This is a genomic window from Hansschlegelia sp. (genome assembly GCF_035538955.1).
GTDB lineage: Bacteria > Pseudomonadota > Alphaproteobacteria > Rhizobiales > Methylopilaceae > Methylopila.
On the sequence record NZ_DATLJK010000015.1, the window covers coordinates 282,609 to 297,949 of the forward strand.

The 15,341-nt window shown below is 68.7% G+C and carries 14 protein-coding genes; 7 read left to right on the top strand and 7 right to left on the bottom strand.

The genetic code is table 11. The features are described from left to right. Positions 1–178: 178 nt before the first annotated feature. Complete coding sequence (locus VM780_RS13270; RefSeq protein WP_325448072.1) at positions 179–442, bottom strand: GlsB/YeaQ/YmgE family stress response membrane protein; 264 nt, start codon at positions 440–442, stop codon at positions 179–181. Between the two features lie 177 nt (positions 443–619). Between VM780_RS13270 and ccrA the strand changes: the two genes are divergently transcribed. From ccrA to holA, 3 genes are read left to right on the top strand one after another with little or no spacing between them, the layout of a single operon-like run. After that, positions 620–1,903, top strand: a complete 1,284-nt coding sequence (gene ccrA / locus VM780_RS13275; protein ID WP_325448074.1) for a crotonyl-CoA carboxylase/reductase — start codon at positions 620–622, stop codon at positions 1,901–1,903. Continuing rightward, positions 1,903–2,346 (top strand): aspartate 1-decarboxylase, encoded by a 444-nt coding sequence (locus VM780_RS13280; protein ID WP_325448076.1) that lies wholly within the window; start codon positions 1,903–1,905, stop codon positions 2,344–2,346. The genes ccrA and VM780_RS13280 overlap by 1 nt, the downstream gene beginning before the upstream one ends. A gap of 42 nt (positions 2,347–2,388) precedes the next feature. Further along, a complete protein-coding gene (gene holA / locus VM780_RS13285) occupies positions 2,389–3,420 on the top strand; it encodes a DNA polymerase III subunit delta (RefSeq protein ID WP_325448078.1) in 1,032 nt (343 codons plus the stop codon). A 186-nt stretch (positions 3,421–3,606) separates the two neighbouring features. Here the strand turns inward: holA and VM780_RS13290 are convergent, their stop codons facing one another. Genes VM780_RS13290 through mnmE form a run of 5 tightly spaced genes read right to left on the bottom strand, consistent with a single transcriptional unit; the run spans position 3,607 to position 9,295 of the window. Further along, positions 3,607–4,488 carry a ParB/RepB/Spo0J family partition protein gene (locus VM780_RS13290; protein ID WP_325448080.1) on the bottom strand — a complete coding sequence of 294 codons (882 nt, stop codon included), beginning with the start codon at positions 4,486–4,488 and terminating at the stop codon, positions 3,607–3,609. 10 nt (positions 4,489–4,498) lie between these two features. Further along, the gene (locus VM780_RS13295) at positions 4,499–5,320 is read right to left on the bottom strand and encodes a ParA family protein (protein ID WP_325448082.1); all 822 of its coding nucleotides are present in this window, start codon (positions 5,318–5,320) and stop codon (positions 4,499–4,501) included. A 36-nt stretch (positions 5,321–5,356) separates the two neighbouring features. Next, a complete protein-coding gene (rsmG, locus tag VM780_RS13300; RefSeq protein ID WP_325448084.1) occupies positions 5,357–5,992 on the bottom strand; it encodes a 16S rRNA (guanine(527)-N(7))-methyltransferase RsmG in 636 nt (211 codons plus the stop codon). Next, on the bottom strand, positions 5,985–7,871 hold the full coding sequence (gene mnmG, locus VM780_RS13305; protein WP_325448086.1) for a tRNA uridine-5-carboxymethylaminomethyl(34) synthesis enzyme MnmG: 1,887 nt from the start codon (positions 7,869–7,871) through the stop codon (positions 5,985–5,987). The genes rsmG and mnmG overlap by 8 nt, the downstream gene beginning before the upstream one ends. 56 nt (positions 7,872–7,927) lie before the next feature. Next, entirely contained in the window at positions 7,928–9,295 is a 1,368-nt protein-coding gene (gene mnmE, locus VM780_RS13310; protein WP_325448088.1) for a tRNA uridine-5-carboxymethylaminomethyl(34) synthesis GTPase MnmE, read from the bottom strand. Here mnmE and VM780_RS13315 point away from each other — a divergent pair. Then, a complete protein-coding gene (locus VM780_RS13315; protein ID WP_325448090.1) occupies positions 9,294–11,297 on the top strand; it encodes a thioredoxin domain-containing protein in 2,004 nt (667 codons plus the stop codon). The two genes, mnmE and VM780_RS13315, sit on opposite strands and share 2 nt — an antisense overlap. A gap of 1 nt (position 11,298) precedes the next feature. Here VM780_RS13315 and VM780_RS13320 read toward each other — a convergent pair whose 3' ends face one another. Further along, a complete protein-coding gene (locus VM780_RS13320; RefSeq protein WP_325448092.1) occupies positions 11,299–12,624 on the bottom strand; it encodes a L,D-transpeptidase family protein in 1,326 nt (441 codons plus the stop codon). Between the two features lie 288 nt (positions 12,625–12,912). Between VM780_RS13320 and VM780_RS13325 the strand changes: the two genes are divergently transcribed. From VM780_RS13325 to VM780_RS13335, 3 genes are all read left to right on the top strand, one after another. Further along, entirely contained in the window at positions 12,913–13,554 is a 642-nt protein-coding gene (locus tag VM780_RS13325; protein WP_325448095.1) for a TetR/AcrR family transcriptional regulator, read from the top strand. Between the two features lie 79 nt (positions 13,555–13,633). Next, complete coding sequence (gene rlmN / locus VM780_RS13330; protein ID WP_325448097.1) at positions 13,634–14,845, top strand: 23S rRNA (adenine(2503)-C(2))-methyltransferase RlmN; 1,212 nt, start codon at positions 13,634–13,636, stop codon at positions 14,843–14,845. Between the two features lie 47 nt (positions 14,846–14,892). Next, positions 14,893–15,339, top strand: a complete 447-nt coding sequence (locus VM780_RS13335; RefSeq protein ID WP_325448102.1) for a hypothetical protein — start codon at positions 14,893–14,895, stop codon at positions 15,337–15,339. Positions 15,340–15,341 lie beyond the last annotated feature (2 nt).

Sequence of the window (15,341 nt, forward strand, 5' to 3'; positions counted from 1 at the left end):
GCATGACGAGAGTGGGGAAGGCGGAGGGTGTTCTGCGCGCGGCGTCGGTTCTGGGTCCCGGCTCAAGGCCGGGACGCGAGGGGAGCGCTACGCCCGAGGCCCCACCCGACCTCGGCCGCTAGGCCGAGGCCACCCTCCCCACCGCTTCGCGGCGAGGAGGGAGAAAAGGGCGGCGCGCCTACACCCGTCGGAACAGGCCGATGATCAGCAGCAGCACGACCGCGCCGATGGTTGAGCCGACGATGGCGCCCAAAATGCCGTTGCCGACGAAGATGCCGAGCCGGCCGAGCAGCCAGGCGCCGATGAAGGCGCCGATCACGCCAACCGCGATGTTGCCGATGATGCCGAGGCCATAGCCGCGGACGATCAGCCCGGCGAGCCAGCCGGCGATGGCGCCGATGATCAGGATCGCGATGATGCCGAAGCCTGCGAAGGGTTCCATGTGCTGCGCCTCGATGCCTACGGGGACGGCCTATTCCGCCGCCGCCGGATGGAGATAAGGCGGCGCACCGAATTGGCCATGCCGCAGCGCGGCGCCCGGCGATGGTCGCATTGCGCAGGCGTCGCGGCGAAGCATATTGCGTGGCCACAACGCCCACCCGGACCGGAGAGCCGCGACATGACCGCGACCGCCGAGCGCAAAGACCTCTACGACCTTGGCGAAATGCCGCCGCTTGGCCACGTGCCCGCAAACATGCACGCCTGGGTGGTCCGCAAGGAGCGCCATGGCCCGCCCGAAAGCGCGAACGAGCTCGAGGTCGTGCCGACCTGGCCGCTCGGCGACGAGGACGTGCTGGTCTACGTCATGGCCGCCGGCGTGAACTACAACCACGTCTGGGCCTCGCTCGGCGAACCGATCTCGCCGATCGACCGTCATGGCTCGCCGTTCCACATCGGCGGCTCCGACGCCTCCGGCATCGTCTGGGCCGTCGGGGCCAAGGTGAAGCGCTGGAAGGTCGGCGACGAGGTCGTCATCCACTGCAACCAGGATGACGGCGACGACGAGGAGTGCAATGGCGGCGACCCGATGTTCTCGTCCAGCCAGCGGATCTGGGGATACGAGACGCCGGACGGCTCCTTCGCGCAGTTCTGCCGGGTGCAGTCGCGCCAGCTGATGGAGCGGCCGAAGCACCTGACGTGGGAGGAGGCGGCCTGCTACACGCTGACCCTCGCCACCGCCTACCGCATGCTGTTCGGCCACGCGCCGCACGGGCTGAAGCCGAACGACAATGTGCTGGTCTGGGGCGCCTCGGGCGGTCTCGGCGTGTTCGCGGTTCAGCTGATCGCCGCCTCCGGGGCGAACGCGATCGGCGTGATCTCGGACGAATCGAAGCGCGATTACGTCATGGGGCTCGGAGCCAAGGGCGTGATCAACCGCAAGGATTTCGACTGCTGGGGCCAGATGCCCAAGGTCAACAGCCCCGAATACAATGTGTGGGTGAAGAGCGCCCGCGCCTTCGGGAAGGCGATCTGGGAGATCACCGGCAAGGGCGTCGACGTCGACATGGTGTTCGAGCATCCGGGCGAGTCGACCTTCCCGGTGTCGTGCCTGGTGGTGAAGCGCGGCGGCATGGTGGTGTTCTGCGCCGGCACCACCGGCTACAACATCACCTTCGACGCCCGCTATGTCTGGATGCGGCAGAAGCGCATCCAGGGCTCGCATTTCGCCCATCTGAAGCAGGCCGCGGCGGCCAACCGCTTCGTCCTGGAGCAGCGGGTCGACCCGTGCATGTCGGAGGTGTTCTCGTTCCACGACATCCCGGCCGCGCACACCAAGATGTGGAAGAACCAGCATGCGCCCGGCAACATGGCCGTGCTGGTCAACGCGCCGCGGGCCGGACTGCGCACCGTGGAGGACGTGGTCGAGGCCTACCAGGCGTCGAAGCCGTCCGCGGCGGCCTGATGCAGCGTTTCGTCCGCGCCAAGCTCCACGGCCTCCGGGTGACGGGGGCCGATCTGAACTACCACGGCTCGATCACTCTCGACCCGGAGATCTGCCGGCGGGCGGGAATCGACCCGCTGGAGTTCGTGGAGATCTGGAACAAGAACTCCGGCGCGCGGATCTCGACTTACGTGCTGTACGGCGTCGCCGGCTCGCGCTGCTGCATCCTGAACGGCGCGGCCGCGCGCACCTGCCAGATCGGCGACGAGGTGATCATCGCCTCGGCGACCTATGGCGACGTCGAGGAGGTGATCTCCGCCAGCCCGACGGTGCTGACCTTCCGGCCGGACAATGAGGTCGCCGAGGAGATCGGCTACCGCGTCTTCCGCAACGAGGCCGGCGAACTCGACATGACGATCGAGAGCGGCGGCGCGGTCGTGCCGATCCGCGCGCTGGTCGGCTGACGGACGCTTGACGACCGGCCGGGCGAACCGCACGGTCCGGCCATGGTCGCCATCAAAGCCTCCGCGGTCGACGCCTTTCTGGCGCGGCCGCAACCCGACGCCTTCGCCGTCCTGCTCTACGGGCCGGATGCCGGACTGGTGGCCGAGCGCGCGGAGCGGCTGGCCGCGAAGGCGCTGGAAGGCTCCGGCGACCCGTTCGGCCTCGTCCGGCTCGAGGGCGACGAACTCGCTTCCGATCCCGGCCGCCTCGCCGACGAAGCCCGCACCATCGCGCTGTTCGGCGGCAAGCGCGTCATCCGCGTCCGCGCCGGCGGCCGCGCCATCACGGCGGCCGTCGAGGCTCTGCTAGGCGGGCCTGCCCCGGAATCCCTGACGGTGGTGGAGGCGGGCGACCTCAAGAAGTCCGCGCCGCTGCGGGCGCTGTTCGAGAAAAGCCCAAGGGCCGCCGCCCTGCCCTGCTACCCTGATGAGGCCGCCGGGCGCGACCGGCTGATCGACGAGGAGATGCGCGCGGCCGGGCTGTCGATCGCCCCGGAGGCCCGCGCGCTGCTCACCGCCCATCTCGCAGCCGACCGCATGGCGGCGCGCGAAGAGGTGCGCAAACTCTGCCTTTACGCGATGGGCGGAGGCCGGATCGAGCCGGACGATGTCACGGCCGTCATCGCCGACGCAGGGGACATCGGCATGGACGAGGCGGTGGACGCCGCCTTCACGGGGCGAACCGCCGACACCGCGGCGCTGCTCCGCTCGCTCAAGGTCGGCGGCACGCCGTCGTCGGTCGTGGTGGGCGCAGCGCTGCGGCACGCGCTGTCGCTGCATCGCATGCGCGGCGACGTCGATGGCGGCCGCTCCGCCCGCTCGGTCGTCGAGAGCGCCGGCGGCGCGATCCATTTCCGCCGCAAGGATGCGGTCGAGCGGGCGCTGTCCCGCTGGAGTTCCGAACGCCTGATCGGCGCCGTCTCGCGCTTCGCCGATGCGGTGGCGCTCACCCGCCGGAGCCCCGCGCTCGGCGAGGCGGCCTCCGAACGCGCGCTGCTCGCGACGGCCGCCGAAGCGGCCCGCGCCGGCCGATAATTCTCGTGTAGGTTGTGTCGGTTCCGAAAAGCAGTCGCCCTTCAGGGACTCGCTGGCGGCGATTTCGGAAGCGGCCAGTGTGATTGGACCGGCCGAGGGAGGCGGGCTTCTGCGGGTCGTCCAAGGCCCGCAGGAGTCAACGGCCTCCCGAACTCGGCCGGTCGAACGAAAAAGAGAGCAAAAGGCTCAGCCGCGCAGGCGGCGCACGATCATGTCGAGCTGGTCCAGGCTGCGATAGCGGATCGCGATCTCGCCTCCGACAGCGCGCGGCATGAGCGTCACGTCCAGTCCGAGCGCCTCAGCAAGCTCGGCCTCCAGCGCGCGAACGTCCGCGTCCTTTTCGGCGTCGCGGGTTTTGCGGGCGACGCTCTTGACCTCCGGCGCGCGCGCCATGGCCTCGACCTCGCGGACCGAAAGCCCCTTGGCCACGACCTTTGCGGCGGCGGCTTCCGGGTCCGGCAGAGCAAGCAGCGCCCGCGCATGTCCAGCCGTGAGCGCGCCGCCCGCGACATGCGCCTTCACGCTGTCAGGCAGTTTCAGCAGGCGGAGCGTGTTGGCGATGTGGCTGCGGCTCTTGCCGATGACGCGCGCAAGATCTTCCTGCGTGTAGGAGAACTGACCCATCAGCTGGTCATAGCCGGCGGCTTCGTCGATCGCGTTCAGGTCGGCGCGCTGGACGTTCTCGACGATGGCGATCTCAAGCGCCTCTCGCTCGGTGACGTCGAGCACCACGATCGGCGCATCATGAACGCCGGCGCGCTGCGCAGCCCGCCAACGGCGCTCGCCGGCGATGATCTCGTAAGTCTCGCGTTCTTCCGGAACGCGACGGACCAGGATCGGCTGGATCACGCCCTTTTCCCGCACCGAGGCGGTAAGCTCTTCGAGGTCATCCTCGCGAAAGCTGCGGCGTGGATTGGCCTTGCTCGGGCGCAGCTGCGCGATGGGAGCGCGGCGCTGAGGGCGGGCGCGCTCCATCACTGCGGACTCGTCGCCCACGTCTCCGATCAGCGCGGCCAGTCCCCGGCCGAGCCGCGAGCGCTGAGGCTCTTCCATCTTCGTCTCCGCCATCGCCGTCTCCTCAGGCCGCCCGGAGGGCGCGCTCGCGCTGGATGACCTCGGAGGCGAGCTTCAGATAAGCCTGCGAACCCATGCACTTGAAATCGTAGAGCAGCACCGGCTTGCCGTAGGACGGAGCCTCGGAGACCCGCACGTTGCGGGGGATCATGGTCTCATAGACCTTGTCGCCCATGAAGCGGCGCACATCCTCCACCACCTGGTTGGACAGGTTGTTCCGCGGGTCGAACATCGTCAGCACCACCCCATGGATCGCGAGCTTGGGGTTGAGCGAGCCGCGCACCTGCTCGACCGTTCGGAGGAGCTGGCTGAGACCTTCGAGCGCGAAGAACTCGCACTGCAGCGGCACCACGATCGCATTGGCGGCCGCCATGGCGTTGATCGTCAGGAGATTGAGCGAAGGCGGACAGTCGACCAGCACATAGGTGAAGCGCGGCTCGCCTTCGGACGCGTGAAGCGCCGCGATGGCGTCCCGCAGCCGGAAGGCGCGATCCTTTGCGGACGCGATCTCGAGCTCGACGCCCAGCAGATCCATCGTGGAAGGCGCGACATGCAGGCGCGGAACGGCGGTGTCATGGATCGCCTTCCGCAGGCCGGCCTCGCCGACCAGCACGTCATACGTTGAAAGCTTGCGGACCTTGCGGTCGATGCCGAGACCCGTCGAAGCGTTTCCCTGGGGGTCGAGATCGACGATCAGCACCGTCTCGCCAATCGCGGCCAGAGCCGTTCCGAGATTGATCGCGGTCGTGGTCTTGCCGACGCCGCCCTTCTGATTGGCGAGCGTGAGCACGCGTGGCGCGCCCGGAGGAAAGTTGCTGGAGAGCATGAGCGACGACTCCGGCGCAGCGATCGCGCCAAGCCTCTATCTGGGTCCTTCGAACGCGTCGATCCGCACGATGCAGGCGGCGGGGTCCGTCAGGCTCGGATGGAGCGAGGCTTTGAATCTCCAGGATTCCTGCGCTTCGGTCAATTCGGCCTCCGCCTCCTTCCCCTTCGGAAACAGCCCGATCGCGCCCGTTTTCAACAACGGACTCGCGAGATCGAGAAGCTGCGAGAGGGGCGCGAGGGCGCGCGCGCTGATCACGTCCGCCTTCGTGACGGTGCGGCCGAGCACCTTTTCCGCTCGGTCCGAATGCACGCGAACTGAGCCGCCGAGATCGCGGGCGGCCTCGCGCAGGAAGGCGGCCTTCTTCAGATTGCTTTCGACGAGATGCACCTCGCCTTGAGACGCCAGCGCAGCGGCGACCACAAGGCCCGGAAATCCGCCGCCTGAGCCGATGTCGACCCAAGTGTTGAACGGGGTGGGAGCAAACCGGAGGAGCTGGAGGCTGTCGGCGACATGCCGCGTCCAAATCGCCGGAAGCGTGGCGGGCGAGACGAGATTTGTCTTCGCCTGCCAGCGGTCCAGCGCCTGGACGAGGCCCTCCAGCCGCGCCCATGTTTCACGTGGAACATCGACGAGCCGCTCGGCCGCGGCGCGGTCCTCCGCCCTATCCAACGGCGCGACGCTCGCGGCGAAGGCGCCAGGCAACGAGGGCGAGCGCCGCAGGCGTCATGCCCTCGATCCGCCCCGCCTGGCCAAGGGTGCGTGGCGCGACCGCGACGAGTTTCTCCCGGAGCTCGGAGGAAAGTCCGGGGATGGCCCGATAATCGATGTCCGCCGGCAGAGCGGCCTCCTCCTCCGCGCGCTGGCGCTGAATGTCGGCGTGCTGGCGGTCGAGATACACGGCGTAGCCCGCGTCGATTTCCAGCTGGGCAAGGGTGACCTCGTTGACGGCCCCAAAGCTCGGCCATATCCGCCGGAGGTCCTCCCGGCCGAAGCCGGGCAGCGAAAGCAGCTCATAGGCGGTTCGACGGCGACCATCCTGGTTCACGGCGACGCCGGCTATCCGAGCCTCGTTGGGCGTGAGGCTGAGCGAGCGCGCGAGCGCCTCCGCCTCCGCAAGTCGTCTGGCCTTGGTTTGAAACGCCTGCGCGCGCTTGGCGCCGACGCAGCCAAACGCCTCGCCCTTGGCCGTAAGCCGCAGGTCAGCGTTGTCGGCGCGCAGCGACAGGCGGTACTCGGCGCGGGAGGTGAACATGCGGTACGGCTCGGTGACGCCCTGCGTCACCAGATCGTCGACCATTACGCCCAGATAGGCTTCGGAGCGAGCGAGCACGACCCCGTCGCCGTCACCCGCCCGCCGAGCGGCGTTCAGGCCCGCCAACAGGCCCTGCGCCGCAGCCTCCTCATAACCGGTCGTGCCGTTGATCTGCCCGGCGAGAAACAGCCCGGGAAGGCGTTTTAACTCAAGCGTCGGATTGAGTTCTCGCGGGTCGACATAATCGTACTCGATCGCATAGCCGGGCCGCACGATCTCGGCCTTCGCCAGACCCGGCATGCTCCGGACCAGCGCAAGCTGCGTCGCCTCGGGCAAGGAGGTCGAGATTCCATTCGGGTAGATCGTCGGATCGTCCAAGCCCTCGGGCTCAAGGAAGACCTGATGGCTCTCGCGGTCCGCAAACCGAACCACCTTGTCCTCGATCGATGGGCAATACCGAGGACCCCGGCTTTCGATTCGACCGGAATAGAGCGGCGAGCGGCCGAGATCGGCGCGGATCAGTGCGTGCGTTTCGGATGTGGTTCGCGTGACGTGGCAGGCTATCTGCGCGCGGTCGATGCGGGAGGTGAGCGTCGAGAACGGCTCCGGCGGCTCGTCTCCCGGCTGGGCCTCAAGCTCCGAGAAGTCGATGGTGCGGCCGTCGAGCCGGGGAGGCGTTCCGGTCTTCAGCCTGCCAAGCCGCAGTTCGAACGCCCGCAGGCGTTTGGAGAGCCCGAGCGCCGGCGCCTCTCCGGCGCGGCCGGCGGGGATCGTCTGTTCGCCGACGTGGATCAGCCCGCACAGGAAAGTGCCGGTCGTGAGCACCACCGCGCCGGCCGTTATCCGGCGCCCGTCCGACAGCACGACCCCTTCGACTGCCCCGTTCTGGACGTCGAGATCATCGACCTCGCCCTCGATCAGGTTGAGGTTGGTCTGCTCGGCCAAGGCCTGCCTGACGGCGGCGGCATAGAGCTTCCGATCCTGCTGTGCGCGCGGGCCGCGCACCGCGGCGCCTTTGCTGCGGTTGAGGACGCGGAACTGGATTCCGCCCGCGTCGGCGCAGCGCCCCATCAGCCCGTCGAGGGCATCGACTTCGCGGACCAGATGGCCCTTGCCGAGCCCTCCGATCGCCGGGTTGCAGGACATCGCGCCGACGGTCGCGATCCGGTGCGTGACCAGCGCCGTCGCCGCGCCCATCCGGGCCGCGGCGGCGGCGGCCTCGCAGCCGGCGTGGCCGCCGCCCACGACGATAACGTCATAGCGCGGCGCTGCAGGGACAGGAGCGATTTCGATCATGGGGCTGCTTTAGGGAGTTCGTCGAAGGGTCGCAATGTTTCACGTGAAACGCGGCGCTACTTCCCAATGCAGAAGGTGGCGAACACCCGATCGAGCACATCCTCGACCCCAACCCGGCCTGTGACGCGGCCAAGCTCCGCCGCCGCCTGGCGAAGGAGTTCGGCAGCAAGCTCGTCCGGTAATGCGTCCCATCCATTTCGGCAGGCGTCGAGAGCGACGAGGGCCGCCTGGAGCGCGTCGCGGTGTCGGGCGCGCGTCAGGCCGGCCGCCTCGCCGCTGGTTCCCTCCTGCGCCGCTGCGGTCAGCGCAGCGATGAGGCGTTCCACGCCGACGCCCGAGCGCACCGATATGAAGTGATCCGCGCGACCTCTCCCCGCGCCTGCCAGATCAGCCTTGTTGGCGACGCGCCAGAGTCCGGCCGCGCCCTCGACCGCCGGTTCTACGGGGTCGGCTGCATCCTCCAGCCAGATGACGAGGTCGGCCGTCCTGGCCTGCGCCGCGGAGCGGCGGACGCCCTCCTGCTCCGCGGCGTCGGAGCTCTCCCGGAGGCCGGCCGTATCCACGACGATCACCGGCACGCCGCCAAGATCGAGATACGTCTCGATCACGTCCCGCGTCGTGCCCGGCATGTCGGCGACGATGGCGGCGTCGCGCCGCGCAAGCAGGTTGAGCAGCGAAGACTTGCCTGCATTCGGCGGACCAACGATCGCAACCCGAAACCCCTCGCGCAGCCGCTCCGCCCGTGTATCGGCGAGCGCCGCGGCGAGGTCTACGGCGAGACTTTCGATCTCTCCCCGCGCTCGCTCCCGCAGGCCATCCGGGACATCGCCCTCGTCGGAAAAGTCGATGGCGGCCTCGATCTGCGCCATTGCGCCGACGAGCCGCTCGCGCCAGGCCTCCACCCGGGCGGACAGCTCGCCGGAACTCTGCCGCAGCGCCTGCCTGCGCTGCGCCTCGGTCTCGGCCTCCAGAAGATCGGCGAGCCCCTCGACCTCGGCGAGATCCATTCGGCCTGCGAGAAAAGCGCGCCGGGTGAACTCGCCGGCCTCGGCCATGCGGACGCCCGGGACAGCAAGCGCCGCGTCCAGCACGGCGGAGATCACGGCCGGACCGCCATGGATGTGCAGCTCGGCCACGTCCTCGCCCGTCGCGCTTGCGGGCCCCGGAAGCCAGAGCGCCAAGCCCCGGTCGAGGATCTCGTGATCGCAGGGCCGCCGAAAGCTCCGATAGGCGGCGCGGCGGGGCGCGGGGCGCGCCCCCGCCAGCAAATCCAGCGCCGGCCCTGCCTGCGGCCCCGACAGACGAATGACCGCCACCGCGGCCCGGCCACGCGCGGTCGACAGCGCGATGATCGTGTCCCGCCGCTCGGCCGCCCTAGGTGAACCTTCACTGTCCCGATCAGGAAAGAGCGTCGCATCCATCATGGCAAATCGCCTCGCCCGCTCGGCCAGCCCTTATCTGCTGCAGCACGCCGACAACCCGCTCGACTGGTGGGAGTGGTCGCCGGAAGCCTTCGAGGAGGCCCGGCGGCTGAACCGCCCGGTCCTGCTGTCGATCGGCTACGCCGCCTGTCACTGGTGCCATGTCATGGCGCATGAAAGCTTCGAGGACGAGGCCGTCGCGGCGGTGATGAACGAGCATGTGGTCGCGATCAAGGTCGATCGCGAGGAGCGGCCGGACGTCGACCAGATCTACATGGCGGCGCTGCACGCGCTGGGACAGCAGGGCGGCTGGCCGCTCACCATGTTCCTGACGCCAGATGCGGAGCCCTTCTGGGGCGGCACCTATTTCCCGAAGGAGGCGCAATACGGACGGCCGGCCTTCGCCGACGTGGTGCGGACGATCGCAGAAGTTTACGCCAGAGAGCCCGAGAAGGTCGCGCAGAACCGGGCCGCGATCGTAGGCAGATTGAAGCCTGCGGCGACGCCTCCAGGCTCGTTCGGGCCGGCGGAGCTCGATGACGTCGCCTCGCGCCTCGCCGGCGTGTTCGACCAGCAGAACGGCGGCTTCCAGGGCGCGCCCAAATTTCCGCAGGCCGGCGCGCTGGAGTTGCTGCTGCGGGCGGCCCGCCGAACCGGGCGGGTGGAGCTCGCCGCTCCTGCCGCGCTCACCCTGCGTCAGATGGCGAAGGGCGGCATTCACGATCACATCGGCGGCGGGTTCGCGCGCTACTCCGTCGACGAACGCTGGCTGGTCCCGCATTTCGAGAAAATGCTCTACGACAATGCGCAGCTCCTGCCGCTGTTCGCCGATGTCGGAAGCGCAGCCCGAGACGCCGGGATGCTGGACGCCGCGCACGGCATCATCGACTGGCTAGCGCGGGAGATGCTTGTCGAGGGCGCCTTCGCCTCCAGCCTGGACGCCGATAGCGAAGGCGTCGAAGGCAGGTTCTACGTCTGGCGCCGCGAGGAACTGGAGCAGGCGCTCGGCCCGGAGGACGCCGCGTTCGCGGCCGACATCCTCGACATCTCTCCGGCCGGGAACTGGGAGGGCGCGTCCATTCCAAACCGCCTCCGCAAGGCCGCGGCCGTCGAGGTGGATGAGTCCAGGCTGCGGCAGGTCAAGGCGCGGATGCTAGCCTACCGGGAGACCCGAACCCGGCCGGGCCGCGATGACAAGGTGCTGGCCGATTGTAACGGGCTGATGATCGCGGCGCTCGCCGAGACGGCCGCAGCGCTTCGCCGGCCTGACGCCCTGGAGCTCGCCCGCTCCGCCTTTAATTCCGTCGTTTCCAGGATGACGCGGGGCGACCATCTCGGGCATGCCTGGCGGCAAGGGAGGCTGGTTTATCCGGGTTTTGCCACGGACTACGGCGCGATGGCGCTGGCGGCGCTCGCGCTCGCTGGCGCGACGGGCGAGCTGTCGTATCGCAACCACGCCGCCCGGTGGATCGAAGCCGCCTGGCTGAGGCACCGCAATCCTGATGGGCCTGGCTTCGCGATGGACGCAGACGACGCGCCGCAGCTCGTCATCCGTCCGGAAGCCACCGTCGATGAGGCGCTGCCGAGCGGTACGGCGCTGCTGCTGAACGCGGCGCTTCGCCTGGCGGCGTTCGACGCGGACGAGGACCGGCTCGGCCGGCTTGATGGAGAACTCGCGGCCCTGATGGGCAGGATGGGCCAGAACCCGGTCGGCCATGCGGGTCTTCTGAACGCGCTCGACGCGCGCATGCGGCTCGCTTCCATCGTGATCGTCGGCGACGACGACGCGGCGCGGGCTCTCCATCAGGAAGCGTTGGCGCTGCCTTGGACGGAGCGGGTCGTCCGATGCGCCACGGATGGAGAGGCGCTTCCGGAGCGTCATCCGGTGCGAGCGGCGCAGGTCAGCGGCTCGGCGGCGTTCGTGTGCGCCGGATCGCGCTGTTCGAGCCCCGTGGCTGAGCCTGGGCGATTGGCCTCCATCGTAGCGGAGACCGTTCGCCCCTGAGCTAACGGATGTCCGCGTGCCGATCTCGCAACGGCGGAATACGGGCGGGCGCGGGCTCCGGAGAGAACTCCGGTTGAACAGGCTCGGCAGGCAACGGAGCGGCCTCTGCGTCGCTGACAGCCGGCTGCTCAGCGACGACTGGCGCGGAAGCGCCCTCCGGCTCCTGGAAGTCGACCGGCACGCCCGGCTGGACCAGGCCTGCGAGTTCACGAGCGTCCCAGTTGGTCAGCCGGACGCAGCCGTGGCTGTTGGTCTTGTCGATTTTCGAGGGCTCGGGCGTGCCGTGCAGCCCATAGGTCGGCTTATCCAGCCCGACCCACGTCGCGCCGACGGGGCCGTTCGGACCGGGCGGCAGGCGCAACGCCTTGGTGTTCGTACCCTGAACGAAGTTGACCTTTGGCCGGTACCAATATTCCGGATCGATCGCGATCGCCTTTACGGCATGGACGCCGCTCGGCGACGGCAGGTCAGAACTGCCGATCGTGGCCGGATAAGCGACGACAAGCCGCCCGGCGGCGTCATAGCCGCGCAGTTGCTTGCGGCCCTTGTCGGCGACGATGTTCGCAACTTTGGCCTTCAGGGGCTTCCCGACATTCGCCACCACGATCTCCGCGCCGGCTTCGGCAAAGCTGACTTCGGGATTGAGACGGCGAAGAAAAGCCTCGTCCATGTGGAAGCGCTCGGCCAGCATCTCGGCCGCGTCGCGATACGCCAGCCCCGGCAGTTCGGCCTGAAGCGCATAATCCTGCGGCATCTCGGGAATGAACGGCCCGGCGACGTCCTCCGGCGTGATCGTGTAGGAGACCAGAACCGGCTCCGCGGAGGTCTTCTCGAGCGCCGCCCAGAGTTCGGCGTCGAGCTGACCGTCGACCTTGTGCCCGACCATCTCCTCGAAAGCCATGACGCCCTTGACGACATTGTCGCCGAACAGTCCGTCGATCACGCCGGGCGAGGCGTTGTTGCGGTCGAGCAGCACCTGCAGCTTGATCATGCGAGGGTCGGAGCGCCGGCCCTTCGGATAAGGGTCTGGGGTGAAGACCGCATCGTTGGCGAGCGAAATCAGGAGGTCGATCGGATAGGCCTCGGCGGCCTCATGCGGCGCTCTGACCGCAGGCCTCGGGGAAGCGGGCGCAGCAGCGGCCGCCGGCGCAAGCGGAGCCGCCGCGGGCGCCGCGCCGGCGTCGACCGAACCGGTCGTTTCCGGCTCGCTCAGCTGCGCCTGTCCGACGATCAATCGTCCAATGCCGTCGTCGGAGGCGGCCCAAACCGGGTCGCTTCCGGCCAGGGCGGCCACCGCGACCGCCAGGCCCAGCATTCTGTTCGCCACGATCCACCTCGCCTTCACGTCGCGCTGGATCATCGGGCAACAAGGTAAATGAATTCCGCCCAGCGCTGTGCGGAGCGCAGGGCTGACCCCCGGTGGAGCTGCAGGCTCGACATGCGAGACCACGCTCCCTATTTATGACCGAACGGTTCGGTCAATAGGATCGAGCTATCGGATTTAGCCGCTATGCCTGCCCGTTTCGCCGATTGCGCAGCCCGCTCCAGTGAGCGAGGGTCCAGCATCCGAGCCCATTCGCGCGCCGCCGTGGCAGGACTCAACAACGACAGGACCATGCAGCAGCACTCTGCGGAAAGCTCTTTGGACACGGCGCTCGACAGCGCCAAGCGTCGCCAGATCGTCGACGGCGCCCGCCAGGTCTTTCTGGCCCAGGGCTTTGACGCGGCCAGCATGGGCGAGATCGCGCGAGCGGCCGGCGTGTCGAAGGGCACGCTCTACGTCTACTTCGAGAACAAGGAGGAGCTGTTCGCAGCCCTGGTGAAGTGTCAGTGCGCGCTGACCGCCGAACGGCTGTTCGAGCTCGACGTGGACAATCACGACCTCCGCGAGGCGTTGACGCGTCTGGGCCTGAGTTTCGCTGGCGCGATGATCGAGCCGACCCATGTCGCGACCATCCGGATGGTGATCGGCTCGGCGGACCGAAAGCCCGACATCGGGCGGCTGTTCGTCGAGGCCGGCCCCAGGGCCGGCGTGAGGCGGCTTTCCACCTGGATAGAGGCGAAGATCGCCCAGGGCGAGCTTACCTGCCGCGATCCGGAGCTTGCGGCTTGGCAGTTCCTCACGATGTGCCACACGGCGGTGACGATGCCGGTCCTGCTTGGCGGCGAGGCGCCGCCGCCGAAGGAGCGGATCGCCTATGTGGTGGATTCCGCCGTCGACACCTTCTTGAGGGCGTTCGCGCCGGCCGGGGCCTGAGCGCCTGGCGGTCGATTCGCAGGCGGCTTCGTGCTAAAGGCCGGCCTTCCGCACTCCACCCGAACGACGTCCGCAGCCGATGACCACGATCGAGCTTCCCTCTCGCGCATCAGTACCCGGCGCCGCGCCGGCGGCTCCGGTCGCGGCGAATCCCTCGCTCGTCGGGCTCACCCGCGTCCGGCTCGCCGAGGCGCTCGCTGAGGCCGGCGTCCCGGAACGCCAGCTGAAGATGCGTTCGGCGCAGCTGAACCATTGGCTGCACAATCGCGGCGCCGCGTCCTTCGACGCCATGACGAACGTCTCCAAGGATCTGCGCGCGGCGCTTGCCGAACGCTTCACCTTGGCCCGCCCCGAGATCGTCTCTGAGCAGATCTCCGTCGACGGCACACGAAAATGGCTGTTGCGGCTGCCTGCTCAGGGCCCGCGATCTCGGCCCGCCGAGATCGAGACCGTCTATATCCCCGAAGAGGGCCGCGGCACGCTGTGCGTCTCGAGCCAAGTCGGCTGCACCCTGACTTGCAGCTTCTGCCACACGGGCACGCAGACGCTTGTTCGCAACCTGACCGCGGCCGAGATCGTCGGCCAGCTTGTGCTGGCGCGGGACCGCCTCGGCGACTGGTCGGGCGGCGCAGCCCCGGAAGGCGCGATGGTCCCGGGCGACGGCGGCCGGTTCGTGACAAACATCGTGTTCATGGGAATGGGCGAGCCGCTCTACAATCTCGATTCCGTGCGTGACGCCATCGAGGTGATGGCCGACGGCGAGGGTCTCGGAGTCGGTCGGCGCAAGATCACCGTTTCGACCTCCGGCGTCGTGCCCGAGATGCGTCGGCTCGGCGAGGAGACCGGCGCCCAGCTCGCGATCTCGCTGCACGCGGTGCGGGACGATCTCCGCGACGTGCTGGTTCCGATCAACCGCAAATACCCCATCGCCGAGCTTCTCGAGGCCTGCCGGAGCTACCCTGGGGCGTCGAACGCCCGCCGCATCACCTTCGAATACGTGATGCTGAAGGGCATCAACGACAGCCCGGCAGAAGCGCGCGAACTGGTGCGGCTGCTCAAGGGCGTTCCGGCGAAGATCAACCTGATCCCGTTCAATCCGTGGCCGGCGAGCCCCTATGAGTGCTCGGACTGGGAGACGATCGAGCGGTTCTCCGAGATCGTGTTCCGCGCCGGCTACGCAAGTCCAGTACGCACGCCGCGCGGTCGGGACATCTCGGCCGCATGCGGACAGCTCAAATCCGAGACGCAGCGCGTCAGGGCGAAAGAGCGCTTAGCGCTCGCCGCCGAGTGATTGGCGAGCGGCGCGCAACGGAGCCGGGCGACCGGCGTTCTGATTTCATGCTCGCCCGTCTCGCAGCCCGCCTTCTGCTCGCGCCCCTCGGCTTCGCCTGCGGCGTTCTGGCCGGATTTGCGATGCTCGCCTTCCTGACGAGCAAAGATCTGACGCCCATCAGCGCGCTGCCGGACGAGATCGTCCTGCTCGGCTACGACATGTCGGTCAGCGCCGCGACGGCGCTCTTCCTGCTCGCGCCGCTGATGGCGGCGCCGGCGATCGTCGCAGTGCTGATTGCGGAGATGTTCTCGATCCGCTCCTGGGCCTACCATGCGGTCGCCGGCGCGGTGACCGCCACCCTGCCGTGGGCCCTGAGCCCGAGCGGGTTCGACGGCCCGATCTTTACGGCGCCGGAGGTCGTGCTCTGCGGGCTGGTCGGCGGTCTGGTCCATTGGCTGATCGCCGGGCGAAGCTCGGGCCTCGCGCGCCGCGCCGAGCCGCTCCGCGATTGACG

What these genes read in the sequence shown, in the direction of transcription:
- VM780_RS13270 (WP_325448072.1), bottom strand. Translation starts at nt 442, where the DNA reads ATGGAACCCTTCGCAGGCTTCGGCATCATCGCGATCCTGATCATCGGC.
- ccrA (WP_325448074.1), top strand. Translation starts at nt 620, where the DNA reads ATGACCGCGACCGCCGAGCGCAAAGACCTCTACGACCTTGGCGAAATG.
- VM780_RS13280 (WP_325448076.1), top strand. Translation starts at nt 1,903, where the DNA reads ATGCAGCGTTTCGTCCGCGCCAAGCTCCACGGCCTCCGGGTGACGGGG.
- holA (WP_325448078.1), top strand. Translation starts at nt 2,389, where the DNA reads ATGGTCGCCATCAAAGCCTCCGCGGTCGACGCCTTTCTGGCGCGGCCG.
- VM780_RS13290 (WP_325448080.1), bottom strand. Translation starts at nt 4,488, where the DNA reads ATGGCGGAGACGAAGATGGAAGAGCCTCAGCGCTCGCGGCTCGGCCGG.
- VM780_RS13295 (WP_325448082.1), bottom strand. Translation starts at nt 5,320, where the DNA reads ATGCTCTCCAGCAACTTTCCTCCGGGCGCGCCACGCGTGCTCACGCTC.
- mnmG (WP_325448086.1), bottom strand. Translation starts at nt 7,871, where the DNA reads ATGATCGAAATCGCTCCTGTCCCTGCAGCGCCGCGCTATGACGTTATC.
- VM780_RS13315 (WP_325448090.1), top strand. Translation starts at nt 9,294, where the DNA reads ATGGCAAATCGCCTCGCCCGCTCGGCCAGCCCTTATCTGCTGCAGCAC.
- mnmE (WP_325448088.1), bottom strand. Translation starts at nt 9,295, where the DNA reads ATGATGGATGCGACGCTCTTTCCTGATCGGGACAGTGAAGGTTCACCT.
- VM780_RS13325 (WP_325448095.1), top strand. Translation starts at nt 12,913, where the DNA reads ATGCAGCAGCACTCTGCGGAAAGCTCTTTGGACACGGCGCTCGACAGC.
- rlmN (WP_325448097.1), top strand. Translation starts at nt 13,634, where the DNA reads ATGACCACGATCGAGCTTCCCTCTCGCGCATCAGTACCCGGCGCCGCG.
- VM780_RS13335 (WP_325448102.1), top strand. Translation starts at nt 14,893, where the DNA reads ATGCTCGCCCGTCTCGCAGCCCGCCTTCTGCTCGCGCCCCTCGGCTTC.